Origin of the sequence: Ruegeria halocynthiae, assembly GCF_000743705.1 — a bacterium.
Taxonomy (GTDB): domain Bacteria; phylum Pseudomonadota; class Alphaproteobacteria; order Rhodobacterales; family Rhodobacteraceae; genus Ruegeria; species Ruegeria halocynthiae_B.
In genome coordinates this window covers 24,107-42,630 of the sequence record NZ_JQEZ01000009.1, presented here as the reverse complement: position 1 = coordinate 42,630, position 18,524 = coordinate 24,107, and the positions used below count along the sequence as shown (strand labels likewise).

The following is an 18,524-nucleotide window of genomic DNA, read 5'->3' as shown; positions in this document are numbered from 1 at the left end:
TGTCAGTTCAGTCGGGCAATCATTAGATGTACAGCGGGAAAAGCTGAACGAATGCGACAAGCTGTTCGAAGAAAAGCGCAGCGGCACTACCGATGCCCGTCCTCAGCTCAAACGGTGTCTGGGATACGTTCGGAACGGTGACCAGCTGATCGTGACTCGCATCGACCGATTGGCGCGCTCAACTCTACACCTGTGCCAGATCGCCGAGACCCTGCGCGACAAAGGCGTTGATCTGGTGGTCCTTGATCAAAATATCGACACATCAGACGCAACCGGGCGACTGCTATTCAACATGCTGGGAGCCATCGGTCAGTTCGAAACCGAAATCCGCGCCGAGCGCCAAATGGACGGGATCAAGAAGGCTAAAGATCAAGGCGTTCAGTTTGGGAAGCGGCCTGCGCTTACAACCAATCAGATCGTAGAACTGCGCGCAAAACGCGCGCAGGGCACCTTAATCAAGGACCTCATGGCTGAATACAGCCTCTCTAAGGCCACTATTTATCGATATCTCGCTGAAGACGAGGCTTGAGCGCAATCACAGAAGCCCAATCCGAGCTTAACGCCCTATTCTGCACTCAGCCGGACTCGACCCCAATGTCGGAACACAGGATCAGGTCTCGAAACGGCTCAAGATATTGCTCGAGATATGAGGCGGGCAGGGTGGTCTCAGACTCTAAGGTGGCTTCTGCAGCAACCTTCAATGCTGCACGGCCAAGATCAGAGGCGCGTTTTTCCAATAGCTTGTTCATATCGGACCAGGTCCTCCCGATCTCAATAAATGACGACATCCCTGTCCACCAGCACGGTGACCATCGCGCCCTGATCGACATAGATGGTAGGCGCGATCGAGACCTGATCCGCGATCACGGAACTTGTGGCCTCTTCCAGATCTCCTGTGATTTCGCGGGCGACATCGCGGGCCAGGTCCTCCTCGATCTGATCGGCCGCCACCGCCGGGGCGGCGCCGATGATCGATATCAGGGCCGCGCCGCCGAAGCGTTCATCAAACTTGGTGTCGACAAGACCCGTCAGCCCTGAGCGTCCCAGCTGATCACCGCCAACGGATGCAATCTGCATCGATGTGCCATCCGGCGTGAGAACACGGGTCCACAGGATCAGGATGCGTTTCTGATTGACCTCGACGCCTGACCGGTATTGGCCAAAGAGGCGCGATCCACGGGGGATCAGTATCGCGTCCCCGGAAAAAGCGTAGACCGGCTCAGCCACCACGGCGACCACGTTCCCCGGCAGGTCGCTGTTGATTGCCGTTTGCAGGGCCGCCTGAAGGACCGAACCCTGCGCAAGCGTTCGGTCGGGCTGCTCCATACGAGCGGCCTCTTCGACTTCCAGCGGTGGTGCTGCCAGGCGCAGATAGGCTTCGTTTTCATTCAGAGGAAACTCGGCACCTGTCGTGCCGTCTGTTGGTCCACCTTTAGCTTGCGCCCTGGCTGTTGCACCGGTGGAATAGACCACGGCCGGAGATGTGATCTGGGCGGTCAGGAGCTGTGTCGCCTGATGTTCCGCCTCACGACGCTTTTGCTCCTCCTCTTGCCTGCGCCGTTCTGCGAGCAGTTGCTGATCCCGGATCAGTGCATTGTTGGCCTGCTCAGCTTCCAGTGCCTCCCGCCCTGCGCGTTCGGCTTCCAATTGGCTTTGCAGAGAATTGAGGCGGGCCGCATGCTCACGCTCCAGCTGGCTTAGCCTGGCATCCCGTTCATCGACCGTCGCTTCAAGGGTTTTGGTCTGATCGGCGAAAGCAGCCCGCAAGTCGCTGACGGCCGACTGGATCTCGGCGTTTCGTTCCGCCTGTGCTGCGGAAAGGGCATCGCGCAGCTCCGCCAGTTCGGCCAGGACGTCCGAGTTCGGTTCATCTGCAGCTTCGGATGGGGCAGGGAGTTCAAGCGCTTCTTCGATTGCAATCAATGCCTCGTTGACGCGCTGATCCCTTTCGTCGGCGGGAAACTCCAGCCGACCGCCGGTTGGGAGGCGATCCTCCTGAAACGGTTCCACATCCGAGGTTTGCAATAAATCCGGATCCGCATTCCAGTCTGCTGCAAGAAGATAGGCGATTGCCGCACCACCCAGACTCAGGACAAGCGCGATGGCTGTGACGCCAAACCTGCGTTGCGGCCCTGAACGTTTGGATCCGCTGAAGGTCTCGAGCCGTTTCCGGAGGTTTGGATCATCCGACATGTCTCAGTTCCTCACCGGTATCGCCGAGTTATCGCGATAGATGCAGAGGGCCGCCTCCCCGAGGCGCAGGGTCCAGTAGGTGCTGGTGCCGGACACCCGGACGGTATTGCCCTGCTGGGTCCAGTTCACCGTGCGTTCGCGACCCTGGCTGTCGGCCTTGAAGATCGCGGGTTGTCGTCCGTTTTGTGGAAAGGTGAAGTAGGTGAAACGCCCGTCATCATAGACGCCAACAGGCTGGAAATCGGCCTTGCCGGATAGTTTGTAGTCATAATTGCGCGGAGCAGCAAAACCTTTGGCCTGCGTGTTTGCCGAACTTGTCCGTCTCGCGTCTCCCGGATACCGAAACCGGACTTCAAAGAACATGCCGCCGCGGCCTGGAATGGAGCCTTCGCGCAGATGGAACGCATAGCTGCGGCGGTTGGTAATGACTGTCATGTTGGTCGAGGCATTCTGCACATGGGGTTTAATGGTCAGGATGTTGCCAAGCTCCGGGATCGGATCGACCTGAAAGCTCTCCGTGTCGCCCACGATCACGGCTTCAAACCTTTCCCCTGCGCCGAACCGGATGGTGGTGGAATGGCGCAGATCGGTTTCGATCCGGAAAACCTGGTCGCCGTCATAGACCGCATAGCGGATGCGCGTGTCTTTGGGCCCACCCTGCGGGGTGGTCTCAGACAGGGCAAGAATTGGAGCGGCTGTGAGAAGGAGAGCGATGAGGGGTGCGCGCGTCAGCATTGCTCAGTTCTCCAGGGTTTCAGCATCGACGCGGTAAGATGTCACGACAAATCCAAGCGGATTGGCCCAGACCTGCTGCAGGCGCTGGCGGGTCTCTGGCCGGAACGCATAGCCGAGGGTGGCCACATAGGGTCGTGTGACCGTTCGTGTGTCGCGCTGTTTGCGCAGGGTTTTGGTGAAACGCACCTGCGCCACGCCGGGTTCGATCTGGTTGACCGAGCGGATCACCACGTCAATCCTGGCGTCGCGCCCGTAGACGGTGATCGGGTAGTCAGGGTTTGTGGAAGACCAGAGATCTCGCAGCGTGCGTTCGGCATCTTCATCGGAACGCTGGAGAACGGAATTGATCCGCTGCTCGCCATCGCTCAGATCATAGGTTTCCCTGTCATCTACATAAGCCACGAGACTGGCCTGGATGATCGCATCGCTTTCATCGAGGCTCAGCGCTTCGACTGCGGCCACGCGATCCATCTCGCCCGTGTCCTTGTCCACAACAACCACAAAGGTCTCGATAGTTTTCAGGGGAAACAAGGTGACGGCTCCGATGAAGCCGGCCAGGCCAACGATCACGCCTGCCGCGGCGATCCCGTAAGCAAAGCGTTCTCTGCGTCGGGGTCCGAAGATGAAATCCGCTTCAAAGGCGTCCTGATCGAACTGGCCCCGGGTCATGTCTTCTGGGAAGCCATGAACGCACGGAAGGCTTTTATGCGTGCAAGCGACTGTGCGGGGGTGTTTCGGATAAGCTGATTGCTGGCCGTGGCTGCGCTGCTGATATTGCGGCGCAGCTCATATGGGGTCCGCCCGGTGAGAACACGCCCGGCACCACCGACTCCATATTCGCCTGCGTTGACCACGCCCTGGCGAGCCAGACCAGTGAGGCCGATGGCGTTGGAGGCAATCCCCATGACGCCGGTCAGGTTTGAGGCAATGAAAGGCACCGCGGCCATGATCCCGGCCGAGAGAAGAAGGATCACAAGGAAGGGCAGAATGAGGCTGACCGTTTCGACATTGCCGGGATCGACGGAAGCGTCTCCGACGGCTTCGGCAATCGCCACGATGATCCCGGCCGCGCCAGCTGCAGCAACCGGCATCAGGGCGTATCCGATGGTGGCGCGTGTCCAGGCCTCGAAGAGAGATTGAGTGGGTTTGAAGAGCGAGGTGAGGATCATGAAGGGGGCGATCACGATCATCAGGGTGAAGACGATCCTGGCATAAGCGATTATGCCCGCCGTGACCGCGGCGAAGATGGCGGAGAGAACAAAGAAGATGGCACCGAGGACCGCGCCAAACACCCAGCTCGCCCGGTCTCCGATGGCATCGCCATAGGCGGTGATCCGGTTCACCATGCTATCGAGGCTTTCGTAGACACCCGCTTCGTCGCCAGTGTCTGTGAGATCTAAAATTGAAGCTCCAATGCTTTCGGGGACATCGACTGCAATGCGGTAGACAACCGAAAAGTTGTCCCAGCTCTGGGCAAAAACGCCGATGAGCGCGACCTTTATGCCAAACGCAAAAGTACTGCCGAATGTCATCGGCCGGAGTTGCATGACCACATTGACTCCGATCAGGATCAACAGGACGGCCGAGCCAACGGACAAAACATCTCCAACCGCTCCGGCGGATGCAACGAAGCCTTCTTGAGAAACCGTATCAATGGCGTTGTCGACTTGGTCGAGTATGTCACGGATAATGCCCATCAGTTCGCACAAGCTGCGTCGCGTTCAGCAAGCAGATCATCCGCTCTTTCTCTCAGAACGGAAGTGTCGAAAGGCCGCTTGGGATCATCTGAGGATTGAAACGTGGGCCCTGCTTCCAATACCTCCTCCCATTTGATGACAGCCAGGAAGCAGTCGCAAGAACCTGTTTCCTGCCATTTCTCAGCAGCCATGATCCGCAGGATCGCGCGGTATCCGTTGCGAATGTAGGCTGTCTCGGCCAGGTCTTTTGGTGGTTTTGGCGCTTTGCACGCGACCTTTTCATCCGTTGGCTGCGCCATGGTTTCGAAGCTGCTGTGCGTGGATTGGGCCGCCGCGACAAATGGCAGGCATGCAATGGTGAGTCCTGTCAGAAACACGTGTATTGATTGGATCATTTTGGCACCTCCATGGAGCGGAATTTGCGTTCTTCGGCCAATGTGGCGGCATCAACAACGCCAAGCTGGCCGCCATTGACACCGGCTGCCGCCTCAAGCCGCCAGATCTGGGTGAGAATGATACCCAGCTCGGCGGTCACGCGGGTGTTGAGGTCGACGGCGGCTTTCAGCCCGTCCTGATCGTCGATCAGGCCGACCATTGTCTCAAGCCGCCCGAGGCTGTCTCCGGCCTCCGCATGGGCCTCTGAGGCTGCAACGGACAGCATGGCGCTTGACCCGGCTCTAGTGGCCAGCCTGTTGTCCGCTGGATCCTCGCTTGTGGCGAGAGATGACAGGCGTTCCGGTGTGAACCCGTTTCCGGACAGCACGCGCTCTAAAGCCGTATCCAGTTCGACCCCGGGGCGGAACCCGCTCAGGAAATCTCCGCTCGACAGGGCGTCAGCCGTGGCCAGCGGAGCGGTCAGCTTGCCTCGGACCCGTTCGAACTCTTCCACGGTCGCGAAAATCTGGCCCAGCTCATTGCCCTCGCTCAGCGAAGCCAGTTGTGCTTCGAGGTTCAGAAGCTGGCTTAGCTGGGTTTCCAGCTCCTGCCGCATGGTGGCGAGCTGCTGAAGCTGAACATTCAGATCTTCGGCCATGTGCTCGAGCTGCAGCACCAACTGGCGCAGGTTTGAATTGTCGAAGGTTGGAACACCCTGTGCACCGGCATGGTCGGGCAGCAAGCCAAGCGCCATCAGAGCAGTCGACAAACCAAAGACGGTCGTTTTCATCGGATCACCTCCATCTGCATGAAGCTGCGTTCCGCGAGACGATCGGCGGCAAGATGTTGGCCATGGGCCGCATGGCGCTGGTGGTTGGCGGCCATCAGACGCAGGCGCAGGTTGAGGATGCGGCCGATCTCGGCCTTGGCATAGGTGTTGAGCTCAATGGCTCGTTTGACGTCGGGCGTTGCGTCGATCTGGCGGATGATCGCGGCAAGCCGGTTGATCACCTGCCCGGATGTGGCGTGGTTGTCGGCGGCATAATAGACACTGGCCTCGGAAATGCTGTTATATTCCGCCAGCGCCCCATCGGATGGCGAGAGTGTGCCAAGCGCGTCGGCACCCCCAATGACGGCCAGGTATTCATTGTAGTAGCGCGCGATGTTGCGCACATAGCCCTGGGTTTCCGGGAAAGGTGGCACGCCCCCGTATTCCTGTACACGGCCGGGACCCGCGTTATAGGCGGCAAGCGCATGCGGGATGGTGCCGAAGGAGTGCAGCTGGGTTGTGATATAGCGCGCGCCGCCGCGCAGATTGTCCATCACATCATAGCGGTCCACACCCAGATCCGCAGCCGTGCCCGACATCAGCTGGGTCAACCCGTAGGCGCCAACCGGGCTTTGCGCCGAGACACTGAACCGGCTTTCCTGTTTGATAAGCGCCTGGAACAGGCATCGCCATTGGGTGGCGGAGAGGCCGGCGCGCCGCACCCCAGGGGCATCGGCGTATTCTCCAGCCACCCGGACGATCATCCTTTCTACGGTTTCCCGGCCATCGCCAAAGAGACGGCTGTCCATCGGATGGTTGGATGCGGCGGGATAAACCTCCTCTGCCGGGAAATCGGCATTGCCTTCGAGCGCGAGGATATCAAGCCCGGGTCCTGAAAGCGCTGCGGACATCGCTTCCAGAACGCGCAGCTGATCCGCCTGCACGGAAGAGAGCGTCCGGCCCGTTTCCATATGGTCACCCTGCGTCTCGAAGTCGTCACTCAGCTTGGACAGCAGCGCACCAAGCTGACCCAGACCCGCCGTGTCCTGAACCGGTACACCTTGCCCGTGACCTGACTGTGCGGCACAGGCGAGGCATAAGGTGAGGAGGGCAGCGGATCTCATTTGGGTGCTCCGATGTCTTCGAAGCTGCAGTCTTTTGTGGTGGAAGCAGCAAAGGGCAGGGCCGCGCTGCTGGCACGCGTGACGGCAGGTTTGCCGTCACTGCCAAAACAGGGCGAGGTTGCGTCGGTGTATTTCTCACAGGCGCTCAGGGGTGTGATCAGCAAGAGTAGGGGGGGTATCAGCCGCATGTCTGCCTCCAGAACTCTGGCGTGGCGCGCCAGTCTGTTCCGACCTGCGCCGCACCTGAACGACCGCCGCCCAGGATCGGCAGCAAAGGTCCAAGCGCGGAGAGATCAACATCCACAAACACGCTGTCGCCCGCCGAGCGCACCAGCGCGATACGTTGCCCGGTACTGGGTTGGGTCAGCAGGGCAGCTTCTTTTTCGTTCACGCGCAGCAAGTCATAATCGGTGGGTGTAGCGCGATCATTGGGAAACAGGATTTGTGTGGGCACGGTTTCAACGATGATCTTGCCAACCCGCGCCGCGCGTAGCTGGCTGGGATATTGCGTCAGCATCACAACGACGCAGTTCATCTTGCGCATGGTGACGAGCCAGTTTTCCAGCCGGGCCGCAAAATAGGCATCATCGAGCAGCTTCCAGGCCTCATCTAACACGATCACGGTCGGGCGCCGATCTTCCACGATCCGTTCGATCCGGCGCAGGATGTACGAGAGCACCGCCATGCGCTCGGTCGACATGTCGAGGATTTCGGTCATGTCAAAACCTGTGACATCGCCGTCCATGTCCAGTGCGTCGCCATCACCCGGCTCATCAAAGACCCAGCCAAACCGTCCGCCGGGAGCCCATTCGCCAACCCTTGCCTGCAACTCGCCCTCATCATCAAGCGCCTGAAACAGCGTCTGAAACGACCCAAAGCGTTGTAGCGATGCGCCGGCTCTGGCGTTCTGAGACACCGCGCTCTGGATCTGGCGCGATTGTTCTCCGGAAAGATCTCCGCCCCGCGACAGGAGCGTGGCCAGCCAATCGGTGAGCCAGGCCTGCCCGCGTTTGTCGGTTTCCGTTTGCAGCGGGTTCAGGCCGGTGGGGATGCCAGCCAGGATCGTGTTGTAGCACCCGCCAAGGGCCCGTACCGCCATTTCCAGGCCCTGGTCTTTGTCGAAAAAGAACAGGCGTGCGCCAATCCGTTGGGCCTGTGCTGCAAGGAAGGCAGATAGGAGCGTCTTGCCGCTGCCGGTCCGACCAAGCATGAGCGTGTGGCCTACCGTTGGTTCGCGCTCCGGCACCCCCGGTTCGTGAAAGTTGAAACTATAGCCGGAGGATCCGGACGTGGGGAACACCGTCAGTGGACTGCCCCAGGGTATCTCTGTGTCGGAGCGGCCTTCGACACATCCATGCAACGCCGAGAAATCTGCGAAATTGATCGTGGAGATGGGTGTTTTTCGGGCGCGGTATGCAAAATTACCGGGCGCTTGCGCAAAATAGGTCGCCTTCAGCGTCATATTCTCGCGCACGATCACGGCCATTATGTCTTGACCGAGGCGTTTGATCTCTGCGGCAGCATTTTCCAGCGACGCCTGATCCGGTGCGTAGACCGCGATCGACAGATGATGATCTCCAAAGGCAATGCGTCCGGCTTCCTGATCATCAGCGGCCTCCAGCAATTGCTCACGCAGGGAGATGGCCGCATCATCAGCCGCCCGCATCTGTCGGATGATGCGTTGAATGCGTTCCCCCATGATATTCGTGGGAATGGGAGAGAAGGAATTGGTCAGGATCACATCAAGCGGCAGATCGAGGCTGTCAAACAGGTTCACATCCGTCAGGGCCGGGTAGCTTTTGATGCTGAACAGCGCGCCATACCGCACCTGACCAGTTGTACCGCAGATAATCCTAGCGGTGTTGCCTTCAAACGTGGTGCGGCAGGTGCCCAGTGCATAAGCGAGGGGAAGGGGGGGTTGCGGTTTCGCGAGGGGCGCAAACTGGCCCGTGAGCAACGCTCCGAGATAGCCCAGCCACTCGCCCGTGGAATTGTTGAGGCGCACCGGTTTGGCTGCGGCCAGTGCGGTTTCAAAGAAACTGGTGACCTCATCCAACTCGCAGGCGCGTACATCGCGATCTTTCATCCAGGTGCGTTTGGCGACTGCACTCAACAGGGGCACCCGTGCGCCCAATTCGGGTCGCCTTAGTATGCTGAGATAAAGCTGGGGTTTCTTGCAGGTGAGGCTGGTGACATGCGCCTGCCATTGGCGGTCGATCTCAGCGGCGAAACTGTCGCCGCGGATCGGTCTGAGCGACAAGTCCTGCGGCACAAAGATGCGATGCACATAAAACCCAAAGAGATTGCCTGTCTGGGCAATAACGGCGGCCACGGCACGTTTCATGGCATCAAGGTCACCGTCCGGGGTTGTTGCAGCGGCCAGGCCCTCCAGGCGCAGGGTTGCCATCAGATCACCCTCGCGCAGGATCATCACATCCGGTTTGGCAAAGGAAACATATGGCAGATGCTCTGAGAGATAGCTTTCGCGCGCCAACGCAGAACCGCTGGTCTCTAGCAGGGCGGCGCTCAGTTTGGCGTATCGCAGCCCGTCAAACGCCATAGCTGTCTCCGCCATGAAACGCCCGGTTGCGTGTGCCACGCACGGCACCATATGAAACCCGCAGAACCTCGAAGATATGCGGTTCCTTGTCCGCGACAAACCACAAAACCGGATAGGCGAGTGCACCGGCGAGAAAGAAGATGAGCGACTTGGTCCAGATGAAGGGGAGAACGACGCAAAGGGACAGCATCACCAGGTACCCGACCGGAAGCCCGAGATATTTTGGGGGGCGGGCAAGACCAAGAAAGAGGGGGGATCGCATCATGTCATGGGGTTCCTGTTTCACGTAAACCCCGCCACGATTGTTCCGGCGGAGAAGATCAGCACGATCCCGATCACCACGGATGCAAACCAGCCCCAGTTCAGCCGCCCCATCATGCACATGAACCCGGTCCCGATGACGGCCAGCGTTGCCACCGCAATGCCGATCGGACCGGTCAGGGCGGCTTCGACGGTTTCCAGCATGGATTGAATGGGAGAGAGGTCCTGCGCGAGTACCGGGGCGGCCCATAATGAGAGGGCCGTGGCAACAAAGGGCAGATATTTTGAGGGTCGTCTGTGCATGGGTCTCCCTCGGTTAGATTATGGCCGGTTCACCTCTGCAGCGTTCGAAATCACGAGGGTCTCGATCTGCATTGCAGCCATCGAGCGTGATTTCCGTTCCATGATGTGAGTGGGTCGAGGTGAACCGACCGGTTTCAGCTCAGGTGCAATGGCAGAGCGCGTGTCTGCGCGCGCGTCCCTGCGGGTCCTGTCCTGAGCTGCCGTGTTCATCAGGCGCGTCCGGATCTGGTGCACGCGCGCGATATAGGTGCGGGTTTCCGGGAAAGGTGGAATTCCGCTGTATTCTAGGATGCGATGCGGGCCCGCGTTATAGGCGGCCAGGGCCTTGTCGATGTCCTTGAACCTTGCGAGCTGGGCCAACAGGTATCGTGCTGATCCGTCGAGGTTCTGGGCTACATCCGTCCTGTCGACGCCGAGTGCGCGGGCCGTGGCGGGCATGAGTTGACCCAGCCCGTAGGCACCTTTGGGGCTGAGGGCATGTGGGCGGTAAGCGCTTTCGGCCTCAACCAATGCCTGAAACAGGGCTTGCCAGTCAGCAGAAGAAAGACCCGCCTCAATAATGGCCCGGTTGCGTTCGTGACGTTTCGCGGTGGACTGGATCGCGGTCAGAACATCGGCAGATGCGATTGCAGATTTGCGCTGGTTATCAGGTGTACGCTCGGTATCCCGGACTTGCCCGTGAAACGTCCAGCCGTCAGTTGTCCTGACGCTTCCGTTTCGTGCGAAGATCATTGCCTCCGCCGGAAGGGTCGAAGGCAATATTGTAATCGTGGTCAAAACACAAAAGGCGACCATCGCCAAATTCACGGTGGTGCTTGAAGAGACCCGGCCAGAGGTTGAACAGCCGCGCATCAGGGCCATAGGGGCCGAACCGGGTTGAGACCAGAATGGCCTCAGGTTCTCCCTCACGCAGATAGACACATTGGTAGCGGGGCTTCCCATCGTCCGTGAACTCGACAAGCTCATACCGACAGCGGAAGTCGACTCCAGACCCGATGAGGTCTTTTACCCCATCAATTGTAATCAAAATCTGATCTCTGGCTATCGGCAAATGGACTCCCCCTCTGGGAGCCCTTCTTACAATCAGCAGGATTGCGCGCAAAGCCACTGCTTTGCAATATGACACATTGCACGTAATGCTATTTCGGCGGAAACTGGCCGAACCAGATGATGGAGGTCCTCATGAAACGCACATATCTTGCATCTGCCGTTCTCGCCATTAGTGTGTCGGTTGGGGGCCAGAGTGCACGCGCTTATGACATGGATTGCGCCATCATGCTCTGTATGGCGGGGGGCTTTCCCTCCAGCGCTGTGTGTTCCGCCGCGTATGCCGAGATGATCCGGCGGATCACACCTTGGCCCAGCCTGCCGCCGTTTGGCGTCTGCACCTACGCGGCGGTGCCTGTTTCACAGGGTGGACCGGGTGGCACCGAGGCCCTGGACATCTCATCCCCGGACTACAACTGGCTGCGGCGGACCCGCGTTCTTTGGTGGAGTGGGAGGTCTTACACGCGCAAGGACGAGCCACGCCAATGGGACTGGTCCGTCGAATCCTGCAATCATAAAAACCAGAACTGCCGCGACGTTGTTCGTGTTTCCGGCGCAAACAGGCCCTGGCCGCGATCGTTCACATCCGAAAACAGGCAGAGGATTCCAACGCCTAGGTCCAGTGGGGTTTGGTCGTATTCCAGCCGCGCTGTCATGATGGAATACAGTGACTATGAAGGCGCATTGGACTTCACCGATTGGGTTCACTACTGATCGGTGCGATTTAGCGATACGTCGCGTTCCTTGATGTGCGTGGGGCAGATCGATGTCGGGTCCACGAACCAACACCGCGTTGTTGTGCCTGTATTCCACAGATGCTCTTGCCACACGATCTGGGTGGTCTCGTCGGTTTCAACGAAACCCTCTCGAACTGGATAGGCAAATGTAAGACGGTCGGACATTGGTTAGCCCCATAGATGGGGACGTTGGATGGAACTCTACTTATACGGGACTCACGTGCCTCTGGCGCGCGTAACCGCGTTTTGATCGGAGATCAGGCAATATGTTGCCAGTCCACACTGCCCTGGTCGCGGGCCGCACCTATCTTTTTGAAGGCCTGCTCGGGTCCGGGGCATGTCAAAGATATCAGCCTGTGCGTGATACGCATCGCGATGCCAGTCTGTTATCTTGGGCCGCAGAACCAACTGCAGGCGCGGCATTCTTAAAGCACGAGAAAATCACCAAAAGACTGTACCCTTTGCGTTTATTAACCGGGCCATGTTAAGATTCAGCCATGAAGAAAAACAGCTCCATAGCGCGCTCTGCAGCCTCTGGCCGGTTCATTGCCAAACCCCTCGGCAAGAATAAAGCGAAGAAGTTTGCGCAGGTTGAAGGTATGTCGTTGAACTCGCAATCGGCGGGTGCAATCTCGCGCCTTGAGGAGCGCGGGTTGAAGGGTGACGCGCTCCGTTCCGCGATCACTGGACAATTTATCGCAAAGCGAGGCTGATGAGTCGGTACGACGCGACTGAAGATCCTCTCTGCTACCCCGGCACGCAGGTTCTTAGGAATAAGGCTAACCTGAGAGATCAGGAAGAACTGGATCAGTTTGAACAGTTGATGTTTCTGACCCGGTCTGAAGAAGCTCTCCCAGGCGGAGATCTTGACTACGGGCACTACAAAAGAATCCACCATCACTTTTTTCAGGACGTTTACGATTGGGCCGGCCTGCCTCGCGAAATTCGAACCGCCAAAGGTGGGAACTGGTTTTGCTATCCGGAATACACCGATGCACAGATGACAACGCTGTTTAATCAGCTTGCCAATGAAGATCATCTGACTTCACTGGAAGACCCTGAGGAATTCGCACCACGTGCTGCACACTACATCGCTGAAATCAACGCGGTCCATCCATTCCGGGAAGGTAACGGGCGGTGTCAGCTAACGCTTCTGAACATCTTGTTGGATATTTCCGGATTTGAAATGAACGAAGATCTGATTGAGCCAGATCAGTTCATGAGCGCTATGGTTGCCAGCTTCCATGCGAACAACGACCCTCTGACACGGGCGATTTTAGCCATGATGGAATAAATTCTTTGGTAATTGCCGAAGACGCGACATCTTCAACTAAATACACCGAACAAGTGCTTTTTGAAGCATAATTTAACCATAATAAGTCTTATGGGGCGTAAAGCCGGCGCACTGAGCACGCAGGATTCGGACAACCGGCCAACGCTCGGATGTCGCTATTGCTTCCCGGAGCCACAGGCATTGACTCCAGTGCAATTGCTGTCCTTTTTAGGAGCAGCATCAGGGGTTGGTGGTTTCTTCATCGTTACGGTCCTCTCTTGATGTTTGAGGAAGGCCCCGGATGGCTTTGGGGCGTTTTTCTGGTCCTGCCGGTTGTTGGCGCAACCGACAGGACCGTTCTTTGCTCGACTAGTTTTCTTCCTCTTGCTGCATTCTACTCTCCGATCAGATGCACCAGGACTGGCGTTTGCTGCCGCTATAGGGTCGGGCGAGACCTTCGGAAATCAGGATGGTCCCGACGTCCTGACCATCCACGCGTCCGACCGCCAGAAAACGATCGTGCTTGTCCAGTTCTGGTTGGATGACCAACTCAATTTGGCCCGCTGTTTGGATGATCTCTGTCAGCCTGCCTTTCGCCTTCAACCCCAAAACCTTCTCTGCTGCACATTGCGGCCGGTAGGTCTCAGGCGTATCGAAGCCGACAAGTCGATACCGATCATCGCCATGGCCAAGTGTGTCGCCGTCAACAGCAACAACCTCTGATGCGCTCAAAACTTTGGTGTTCTGGCTGAGGTGATGGATTGCAACCAGCAACCCAGCCAGCGCTGCACTGGAAAGAAGGAGCTTTTTCATGCGCCCTGCCCTCCCTTTTGCATAAGAAAGTCAGGACCTGAGGCAACGGGGCAGCGACCATCAACGGGTGTGCCCCCTACCCCGTGCCGTTCCTGGTGAGTGGAGAGACTTGGTTCTTTATCGACGTCTGGCAAAGAAAGGATTTGGCTCAGACGGCTATTAGCCTGAGCCCGTTTGGAGTGGGATGCCGATCTACGAAGTCTCGCTGTCGTCTTCTGAGCCGCCCTGTTCGGGCTCTTTATCAAAGTCCAGGTTAATCTTTCCCCGAACCCCATCTGTCGTGATCGTAAGATCATTGTGCAGGGTGATATCAGTGCCCTGTCTGAAGCGGTTATGGAAATTGAACAGGCCCGGAAACAACGACAGTCTGCGAGGGACAACGCCTTGCGAAGTCGCCCTCTCAGAGATGAGGACGTTGTCCTTTCCATCATAGCGATAGATGCAAATGTATTGCGGACGTCCATTTTGTCCCAGCTCGACTAGGTCATACCGAAATTCATAGTCCTTACCTGATTCAACAAGGTCACGTGCTTCGCCTTGTGTGATCAATGGAAAGTTCTTTCTGTGCGGCATGGTCGTCCCCCTGTGGGACGACTTCTTACATCCTTTCGAAACCTGCGAAAGTTTTGATCTGGTTTTTTCAATAATGTAAAATTTGAAATTTGCAAAACATAAAATATCGTGTTCTAACTTTTTTGCGGAAATCAGCGCACACGATTCACAAAATCACTTCTTCTTGAAAGGATCCTACCATGTTTCGACTGACGCTCCTGGGATGCACGTCTGCCCTGGCACTTGGATTTTCTAATCCAGCACACGCCTATCCTATCGACTGCGCAATTTTTCTTTGCCTCGCTGGGGGCTGGCCGAATGATCCAGATTGCAATGCGGCGAGGGCAGAGTTCATTCGGCGTATAACGCCCATGCCTGTTGAGCCGCCGCTGCAACTCTGGCGCTGCCCGATGGGTGTTGCCGCAGGCTCATCCATACTTACGCCGATGCAGCGCCTGGAAGCTATCAAGGCCGCAAGTGCAACACCAATCCCCGAGCTGCCCGGCGAAGAAGAAACGCCTTTGGTTGTCGAAGTCTCGTTTGCATCTGAGTTGTGGCCAACAACTGGCGCGGACGAAGGTGCAAGCTGGACCCCCCTCGGCGCATCACGACGGCCATGGGCAAAACTGGGTGACGGTTCTCCTGCCCTGGCCGTGCCAACATTGGCAAGCGTTGATCTATCTTCATCAGACTTTGATGTAGTTCGGAGCATCCGTGTCTGGCATGTCAGGCACTATAGCTATCGAGTGCGTGAACGCGAAGGTCCATGCGAACCCCGCTTAGATATGGCTGTTGGTACCTATGACGAGAACGCCAATTCCCACTGGTCAGATCGTGCCCCTGGACCAAAACCAGATTGGCTTCCCCTCCGCAAAGACTGCCCAAGCTATTTCAGGGGTGTCGGAGTTGAGTGGTCAGACATTTTTGGGCGCTACGACTATGAGCTGGTCCCTTACTAAGCGCCAATCAAGAATTGCCCAAAATTCAACCCATCGCACGGAGTTGGCTTGCGGAGCCAGAGAGGAGGAAAACGCCTTTCAAAATTGATGGGCGCTAGTTCGCGCCAGTGTGGGTGGGGCCCGTTCCGGTAGTGGGCAGGATCGTACGTTAGTGAAACCAGCCGTTTGTACCGCGCGCAGCGATTGCTACAAAAGAGCCCTTTGTGGCCGTTCCCCACGGCCTAACAGGTGAGAGTGGTTTCTGTGCCTGTTGATAGGTCGAAGATACTTCTCTGATGTATGGCGAATTGCAAAACACAAGCCCGACCCAACCCCAATTACAGACAGCGCAGCATAATGAGCATTCGCCTGCTTCACCCGTAGTGAACCGGCGGCGCCCCCTCGGGTGCCGACCTTGAGGCTTCTACGGCCCAGCTGCTGGGACTGGATCCACCAGCAGCCGACGCGCCTCTCTACCCCATCAGGCCGACTCCGCTTGTGCACGAAAATATTGATCAAATTCATCTGCGGACATCGGAGGTTCCGAATACGCGTTCCTGAGCGCGTTCCACGCTTGTCTAAGCGTACCCTTCCGGACGGCAGGCTCCCACTTAGATTCAGTCCGATCGTGCGCCACTCGAGGCTTCCTGTTCCTACCAGCAACGTAGCCCTCCTGCGTTGGCCAATAGGTGTCAGACAGATCGCTGACTTCCAGAAGGACCCGTCGCCGTTGTCCTGCTCCGAGTTCGTCTAAAAGTGCATGAGATCGGTCCAGTCCGCGGATCCAGTTCCTCATGAGGTGGCTATGTGAGATGAACCTCTTTCCCCCTCTTTCTTCCACGATTGTGCCATCGGACAACCACACTTCACCGGGGCTTTCTAAGAAAGCCGCTACATTGAAAACCGAAATTTCCGAACCGTTGCTGGATTCTGGCGGCATCCAGTAGGCGAGGTATCCATCCTGGAACGGCCCATGGTCGCCCGACGTTCCCGCGCCGTAGGGCGCATAGAGCGTCGCTTCGGCCGACAGCTTATCAAGCATGGCGATCGGCGGAATGTCTGAGGGCCACTCCGCTGGGGCGACTCTAAGGACGGCCCTTGGCACTAGTTTTGGCAGCACCGACTTTTCTTGACCGAAGGCCGCTCGGTGAATCGCAGGCCAATGTCCCTTCCAGACCCCAGGTCTGTGCCTGTCCTCTTCCGCCATCTCGATCTCGGTATGCTCTGTTTCGATCCGTTTGATCGCTTGCAGGTTCGCTACAAGTGCGATCGCGAGATCATTCGTTAGCTTCGCTCGCGCCTTGTCTCGGGTCGCGGAATCTGCCTCTAATGGAAGGTTGTAGGTCAAGATCCGCCTGTGGCGAATGTCGAAAGGAAGGGCCTCAGGACCAGTTCCACAGCCGACGTTCAGGACGGCAATGATCCTCTCATGGCCGAGCGCACGCATAGCGTAGCCAAGCTCAATCATTACGTTTGGATTCGGGACGGCTTTCCCTGCCTCGCTTGTCGTAACAGGTGTAACGTCCGCCACGAAAATGGCTGCCTTGGCAACCTGTTCAAAGATCGTTCCTACGATGTCCGCCATACCCTGCGCGGACTTCGTGTCGTGGTCGAGCGCGATCTTCCGCTCAGGTTCGTCGAGTTGCAGCTCCTCTTGTGCCTTGCCCCTTGCAGCATCCAAGGCGGCCCTAATAAATGAACGGTTCACCTTCGGGTTGAGATCAGCCTGCCAAGACCAGAATACCGTCTCCGTCATCCACGCTTCCTATCATTTGTTTGATCCGCCGAGCGGGCCATACCACTTGGTGCCACTTGATTTAAAGTGCAGAAAAGCAACTTGTATGACTTCGAACAGCACTTCTGAGATAGGTTTTCATTTGTAAATGGCCGCTTCGTCCGCATCCTCCTAGTTCGTGCTCCTCGCAGCGAAGGGCAGGTGTGTCCGGATATGAAGGGGCATCTGAGAATTATATCGTGCTAACTTTAAGACACCTCCAGAGCAGGATCTCATGCAAAACATGCGCGACGTGCCGCTGTAACGCTGAACGAACCTCATAAGGACACTAACGTACGATCCTGCCCCCTACCGGAAAGGATCCATGGGTGCCGGAATGCCTAGCTCACGTAGCGGCGCTTCAAACGATAGTAGTAATGTGTAGTCACCTGACAGTATAACGCTTACCCCTGCCCCTGAATACGTCATTGATTTTCAACCAATGCCGCACGACTTGATGGGTCCGATGCTATCAGCGCTTCGTCGCTTGAAGTTGAGAAAAGCCGGCATATTTGGGCCAACACGTTCTCACGAACCTTTGGTGTCTCATAAAGAACATCGTGCCTTGCGCCCTGTATCAATTCCAATCTCCCACCAGGCCAGCGCGCCATTCGATCCTGTATTGCCGCAATGGCTACGATTTCATCTTCGGCGCCGCAGAACGTGATACATGGTATGTCGGGGGACGGCATTTCTGACAACGACCTGGTTTCTTTAAGCGCCTGAAACAGCCACCCCATACTAGGCCCGCCAATCACTTGTTCAGGCAGATTTTCCGAAATATTCGCATAGTATTCGTACATATCAGGATCATGTGTCAGCCTGTTGTCTTTGAAATCAGTCGTCAAGACATAGCTCACCCCACGCGTGCCTGGAGCATAGGTGCCACCTTTCCCAAGTGTCTGAAATGCCCATGTCAAAGGCCAGGCGCCGATGCGCTGCAATCTTGGAAGATTTATGTCCCACAAAGGCGCCGTGAACGCGCAGGCAGATACCGGGAGCCCTTCAGCTATTGCCCGTAGCCCAACACACGCCCCTAGCGAGTGCCCGATCAGATACCAAGGCTGCGGAAGATTTAGCGATCTGGCTGCGTCAATCGTAGCAGAGACATCCTTCTGGTAGTCGGAGAACCGAACAACGTGCCCCATCATCGGATCTTCAGTGAGCCTGTCCGAAAGCCCTTGTCCGCGCCAGTCTACAGCGAACGCAGTGTAGCCAAAGCTATGCAGATACTCGACGGTACGCCCGTATTTTTCGATGTTATCCGTTCGCCCCTGGAACAGAAAAACCGTGCCTTTTGATGGCTTGGAAGTCGGCCAATGAACCACCCTCAGCCGCACGTTGTCATCGGTGTGAATCCAATGAGCTGTCAC

23 protein-coding genes are annotated in these 18,524 nt (G+C 57.3%); 5 read left to right on the top strand and 18 right to left on the bottom strand.

Going from position 1 to position 18,524, the window contains the following annotated elements:
* Nucleotides 1-529, top strand: a 529-nt coding sequence (locus tag JT51_RS20465; RefSeq protein ID WP_037317529.1) for a recombinase family protein, incomplete at its 5' end; no start/stop codon positions are given.
* Nucleotides 530-575: 46 nt separating this feature from the next.
* Here JT51_RS20465 and JT51_RS22010 read toward each other — a convergent pair.
* Genes JT51_RS22010 through JT51_RS20405 form a run of 13 tightly spaced genes read right to left on the bottom strand, consistent with a single transcriptional unit; the run spans nt 576 to nt 10,749 of the window.
* Nucleotides 576-749, bottom strand: coding sequence for a hypothetical protein (locus tag JT51_RS22010; protein WP_160175204.1), 174 nt, complete (start codon nt 747-749; stop codon nt 576-578).
* A 22-nt stretch (nt 750-771) separates the two neighbouring features.
* Complete coding sequence (locus tag JT51_RS20460; protein WP_037317525.1) at nt 772-2,193, bottom strand: TrbI/VirB10 family protein; 1,422 nt, start codon at nt 2,191-2,193, stop codon at nt 772-774.
* A 3-nt stretch (nt 2,194-2,196) separates the two neighbouring features.
* Entirely contained in the window at nt 2,197-2,928 is a 732-nt protein-coding gene (locus JT51_RS20455) for a TrbG/VirB9 family P-type conjugative transfer protein (protein ID WP_037317522.1), read from the bottom strand.
* 3 nt (nt 2,929-2,931) lie between these two features.
* A complete protein-coding gene (locus JT51_RS20450) occupies nt 2,932-3,597 on the bottom strand; it encodes a virB8 family protein (protein ID WP_037317519.1) in 666 nt (221 codons plus the stop codon).
* Nucleotides 3,594-4,625, bottom strand: coding sequence for a type IV secretion system protein (locus JT51_RS20445; RefSeq protein WP_037317516.1), 1,032 nt, complete (start codon nt 4,623-4,625; stop codon nt 3,594-3,596). Before JT51_RS20445 ends, JT51_RS20450 begins: the two co-directional genes overlap by 4 nt.
* Entirely contained in the window at nt 4,625-5,002 is a 378-nt protein-coding gene (locus tag JT51_RS20440) for a hypothetical protein (RefSeq protein ID WP_235216220.1), read from the bottom strand. Before JT51_RS20440 ends, JT51_RS20445 begins: the two co-directional genes overlap by 1 nt.
* Before the next feature lie 14 nt (nt 5,003-5,016).
* Nucleotides 5,017-5,754, bottom strand: coding sequence for a type IV secretion system protein (locus JT51_RS20435; protein ID WP_419177316.1), 738 nt, complete (start codon nt 5,752-5,754; stop codon nt 5,017-5,019).
* A gap of 32 nt (nt 5,755-5,786) precedes the next feature.
* Entirely contained in the window at nt 5,787-6,893 is a 1,107-nt protein-coding gene (locus JT51_RS20430) for a lytic transglycosylase domain-containing protein (RefSeq protein WP_037317510.1), read from the bottom strand.
* Nucleotides 6,890-7,081 carry a hypothetical protein gene (locus JT51_RS20425; RefSeq protein WP_051927678.1) on the bottom strand — a complete coding sequence of 64 codons (192 nt, stop codon included), beginning with the start codon at nt 7,079-7,081 and terminating at the stop codon, nt 6,890-6,892. The genes JT51_RS20430 and JT51_RS20425 overlap by 4 nt, the downstream gene beginning before the upstream one ends.
* Nucleotides 7,072-9,468, bottom strand: coding sequence for a type IV secretion system protein B4 (locus JT51_RS20420; protein ID WP_152563412.1), 2,397 nt, complete (start codon nt 9,466-9,468; stop codon nt 7,072-7,074). Before JT51_RS20420 ends, JT51_RS20425 begins: the two co-directional genes overlap by 10 nt.
* Nucleotides 9,443-9,718 carry a type IV secretion system protein VirB3 gene (locus JT51_RS20415; protein ID WP_037317547.1) on the bottom strand — a complete coding sequence of 92 codons (276 nt, stop codon included), beginning with the start codon at nt 9,716-9,718 and terminating at the stop codon, nt 9,443-9,445. The genes JT51_RS20420 and JT51_RS20415 overlap by 26 nt, the downstream gene beginning before the upstream one ends.
* 17 nt (nt 9,719-9,735) lie before the next feature.
* Entirely contained in the window at nt 9,736-10,017 is a 282-nt protein-coding gene (locus JT51_RS20410; protein WP_037317504.1) for a TrbC/VirB2 family protein, read from the bottom strand.
* An 18-nt stretch (nt 10,018-10,035) separates the two neighbouring features.
* Nucleotides 10,036-10,749 carry a lytic transglycosylase domain-containing protein gene (locus tag JT51_RS20405; RefSeq protein ID WP_081894770.1) on the bottom strand — a complete coding sequence of 238 codons (714 nt, stop codon included), beginning with the start codon at nt 10,747-10,749 and terminating at the stop codon, nt 10,036-10,038.
* 450 nt (nt 10,750-11,199) lie between these two features.
* On the opposite strand from JT51_RS20405, the gene JT51_RS20400 reads away from it, so the two are divergent.
* Complete coding sequence (locus tag JT51_RS20400; protein ID WP_037317541.1) at nt 11,200-11,778, top strand: hypothetical protein; 579 nt, start codon at nt 11,200-11,202, stop codon at nt 11,776-11,778.
* Here the strand turns inward: JT51_RS20400 and JT51_RS20395 are convergent.
* Nucleotides 11,772-11,966 carry a hypothetical protein gene (locus tag JT51_RS20395; protein ID WP_037317501.1) on the bottom strand — a complete coding sequence of 65 codons (195 nt, stop codon included), beginning with the start codon at nt 11,964-11,966 and terminating at the stop codon, nt 11,772-11,774. The two genes, JT51_RS20400 and JT51_RS20395, sit on opposite strands and share 7 nt — an antisense overlap.
* 332 nt (nt 11,967-12,298) lie before the next feature.
* On the opposite strand from JT51_RS20395, the gene JT51_RS20390 reads away from it, so the two are divergent.
* Nucleotides 12,299-12,514 (top strand): hypothetical protein, encoded by a 216-nt coding sequence (locus JT51_RS20390; RefSeq protein WP_037317498.1) that lies wholly within the window; start codon nt 12,299-12,301, stop codon nt 12,512-12,514.
* Nucleotides 12,514-13,095: a Fic/DOC family protein gene (locus JT51_RS20385; RefSeq protein ID WP_037317495.1), complete on the top strand. Its 582-nt coding sequence runs from the start codon at nt 12,514-12,516 to the stop codon at nt 13,093-13,095. Before JT51_RS20390 ends, JT51_RS20385 begins: the two co-directional genes overlap by 1 nt.
* Nucleotides 13,096-13,479: 384 nt before the next feature.
* On the opposite strand, the gene JT51_RS20380 is transcribed toward JT51_RS20385, so the two are convergent.
* Nucleotides 13,480-13,887: a thermonuclease family protein gene (locus JT51_RS20380; RefSeq protein ID WP_051927677.1), complete on the bottom strand. Its 408-nt coding sequence runs from the start codon at nt 13,885-13,887 to the stop codon at nt 13,480-13,482.
* Nucleotides 13,888-14,079: 192 nt separating this feature from the next.
* Nucleotides 14,080-14,460 (bottom strand): hypothetical protein, encoded by a 381-nt coding sequence (locus JT51_RS20375; protein ID WP_037317492.1) that lies wholly within the window; start codon nt 14,458-14,460, stop codon nt 14,080-14,082.
* 179 nt (nt 14,461-14,639) lie between these two features.
* Between JT51_RS20375 and JT51_RS22310 the strand changes: the two genes are divergently transcribed.
* Nucleotides 14,640-15,398 carry a hypothetical protein gene (locus JT51_RS22310; RefSeq protein WP_235216219.1) on the top strand — a complete coding sequence of 253 codons (759 nt, stop codon included), beginning with the start codon at nt 14,640-14,642 and terminating at the stop codon, nt 15,396-15,398.
* A 460-nt stretch (nt 15,399-15,858) separates the two neighbouring features.
* Here the strand turns inward: JT51_RS22310 and JT51_RS21345 are convergent, their stop codons facing one another.
* Nucleotides 15,859-17,133, bottom strand: coding sequence for a hypothetical protein (locus JT51_RS21345; protein ID WP_051927676.1), 1,275 nt, complete (start codon nt 17,131-17,133; stop codon nt 15,859-15,861).
* A gap of 443 nt (nt 17,134-17,576) precedes the next feature.
* Nucleotides 17,577-18,524: an alpha/beta hydrolase gene (locus tag JT51_RS20365; RefSeq protein ID WP_235216218.1), complete on the bottom strand. Its 948-nt coding sequence runs from the start codon at nt 18,522-18,524 to the stop codon at nt 17,577-17,579.

Excerpts from the sequence above, each read along its gene's own strand:
- JT51_RS20375 (WP_037317492.1), bottom strand. The coding sequence starts at position 14,460 with ATGCCGCACAGAAAGAACTTTCCATTGATCACACAAGGCGAAGCACGT.
- JT51_RS20435 (WP_419177316.1), bottom strand. The coding sequence starts at position 5,754 with ATGGCGCTTGGCTTGCTGCCCGACCATGCCGGTGCACAGGGTGTTCCA.
- JT51_RS20455 (WP_037317522.1), bottom strand. The coding sequence starts at position 2,928 with ATGCTGACGCGCGCACCCCTCATCGCTCTCCTTCTCACAGCCGCTCCA.
- JT51_RS20390 (WP_037317498.1), top strand. The coding sequence starts at position 12,299 with ATGAAGAAAAACAGCTCCATAGCGCGCTCTGCAGCCTCTGGCCGGTTC.
- JT51_RS20410 (WP_037317504.1), bottom strand. The coding sequence starts at position 10,017 with ATGCACAGACGACCCTCAAAATATCTGCCCTTTGTTGCCACGGCCCTC.
- JT51_RS20415 (WP_037317547.1), bottom strand. The coding sequence starts at position 9,718 with ATGATGCGATCCCCCCTCTTTCTTGGTCTTGCCCGCCCCCCAAAATAT.
- JT51_RS20425 (WP_051927678.1), bottom strand. The coding sequence starts at position 7,081 with ATGCGGCTGATACCCCCCCTACTCTTGCTGATCACACCCCTGAGCGCC.
- JT51_RS20460 (WP_037317525.1), bottom strand. The coding sequence starts at position 2,193 with ATGTCGGATGATCCAAACCTCCGGAAACGGCTCGAGACCTTCAGCGGA.
- JT51_RS22010 (WP_160175204.1), bottom strand. The coding sequence starts at position 749 with ATGAACAAGCTATTGGAAAAACGCGCCTCTGATCTTGGCCGTGCAGCA.
- JT51_RS20420 (WP_152563412.1), bottom strand. The coding sequence starts at position 9,468 with ATGGCGGAGACAGCTATGGCGTTTGACGGGCTGCGATACGCCAAACTG.
- JT51_RS22310 (WP_235216219.1), top strand. The coding sequence starts at position 14,640 with ATGTTTCGACTGACGCTCCTGGGATGCACGTCTGCCCTGGCACTTGGA.
- JT51_RS20430 (WP_037317510.1), bottom strand. The coding sequence starts at position 6,893 with ATGAGATCCGCTGCCCTCCTCACCTTATGCCTCGCCTGTGCCGCACAG.
- JT51_RS20380 (WP_051927677.1), bottom strand. The coding sequence starts at position 13,887 with ATGAAAAAGCTCCTTCTTTCCAGTGCAGCGCTGGCTGGGTTGCTGGTT.
- JT51_RS20450 (WP_037317519.1), bottom strand. The coding sequence starts at position 3,597 with ATGACCCGGGGCCAGTTCGATCAGGACGCCTTTGAAGCGGATTTCATC.
- JT51_RS21345 (WP_051927676.1), bottom strand. The coding sequence starts at position 17,133 with ATGACGGAGACGGTATTCTGGTCTTGGCAGGCTGATCTCAACCCGAAG.
- JT51_RS20400 (WP_037317541.1), top strand. The coding sequence starts at position 11,200 with ATGAAACGCACATATCTTGCATCTGCCGTTCTCGCCATTAGTGTGTCG.
- JT51_RS20385 (WP_037317495.1), top strand. The coding sequence starts at position 12,514 with ATGAGTCGGTACGACGCGACTGAAGATCCTCTCTGCTACCCCGGCACG.
- JT51_RS20445 (WP_037317516.1), bottom strand. The coding sequence starts at position 4,625 with ATGGGCATTATCCGTGACATACTCGACCAAGTCGACAACGCCATTGAT.
- JT51_RS20405 (WP_081894770.1), bottom strand. The coding sequence starts at position 10,749 with ATGATCTTCGCACGAAACGGAAGCGTCAGGACAACTGACGGCTGGACG.
- JT51_RS20395 (WP_037317501.1), bottom strand. The coding sequence starts at position 11,966 with ATGTCCGACCGTCTTACATTTGCCTATCCAGTTCGAGAGGGTTTCGTT.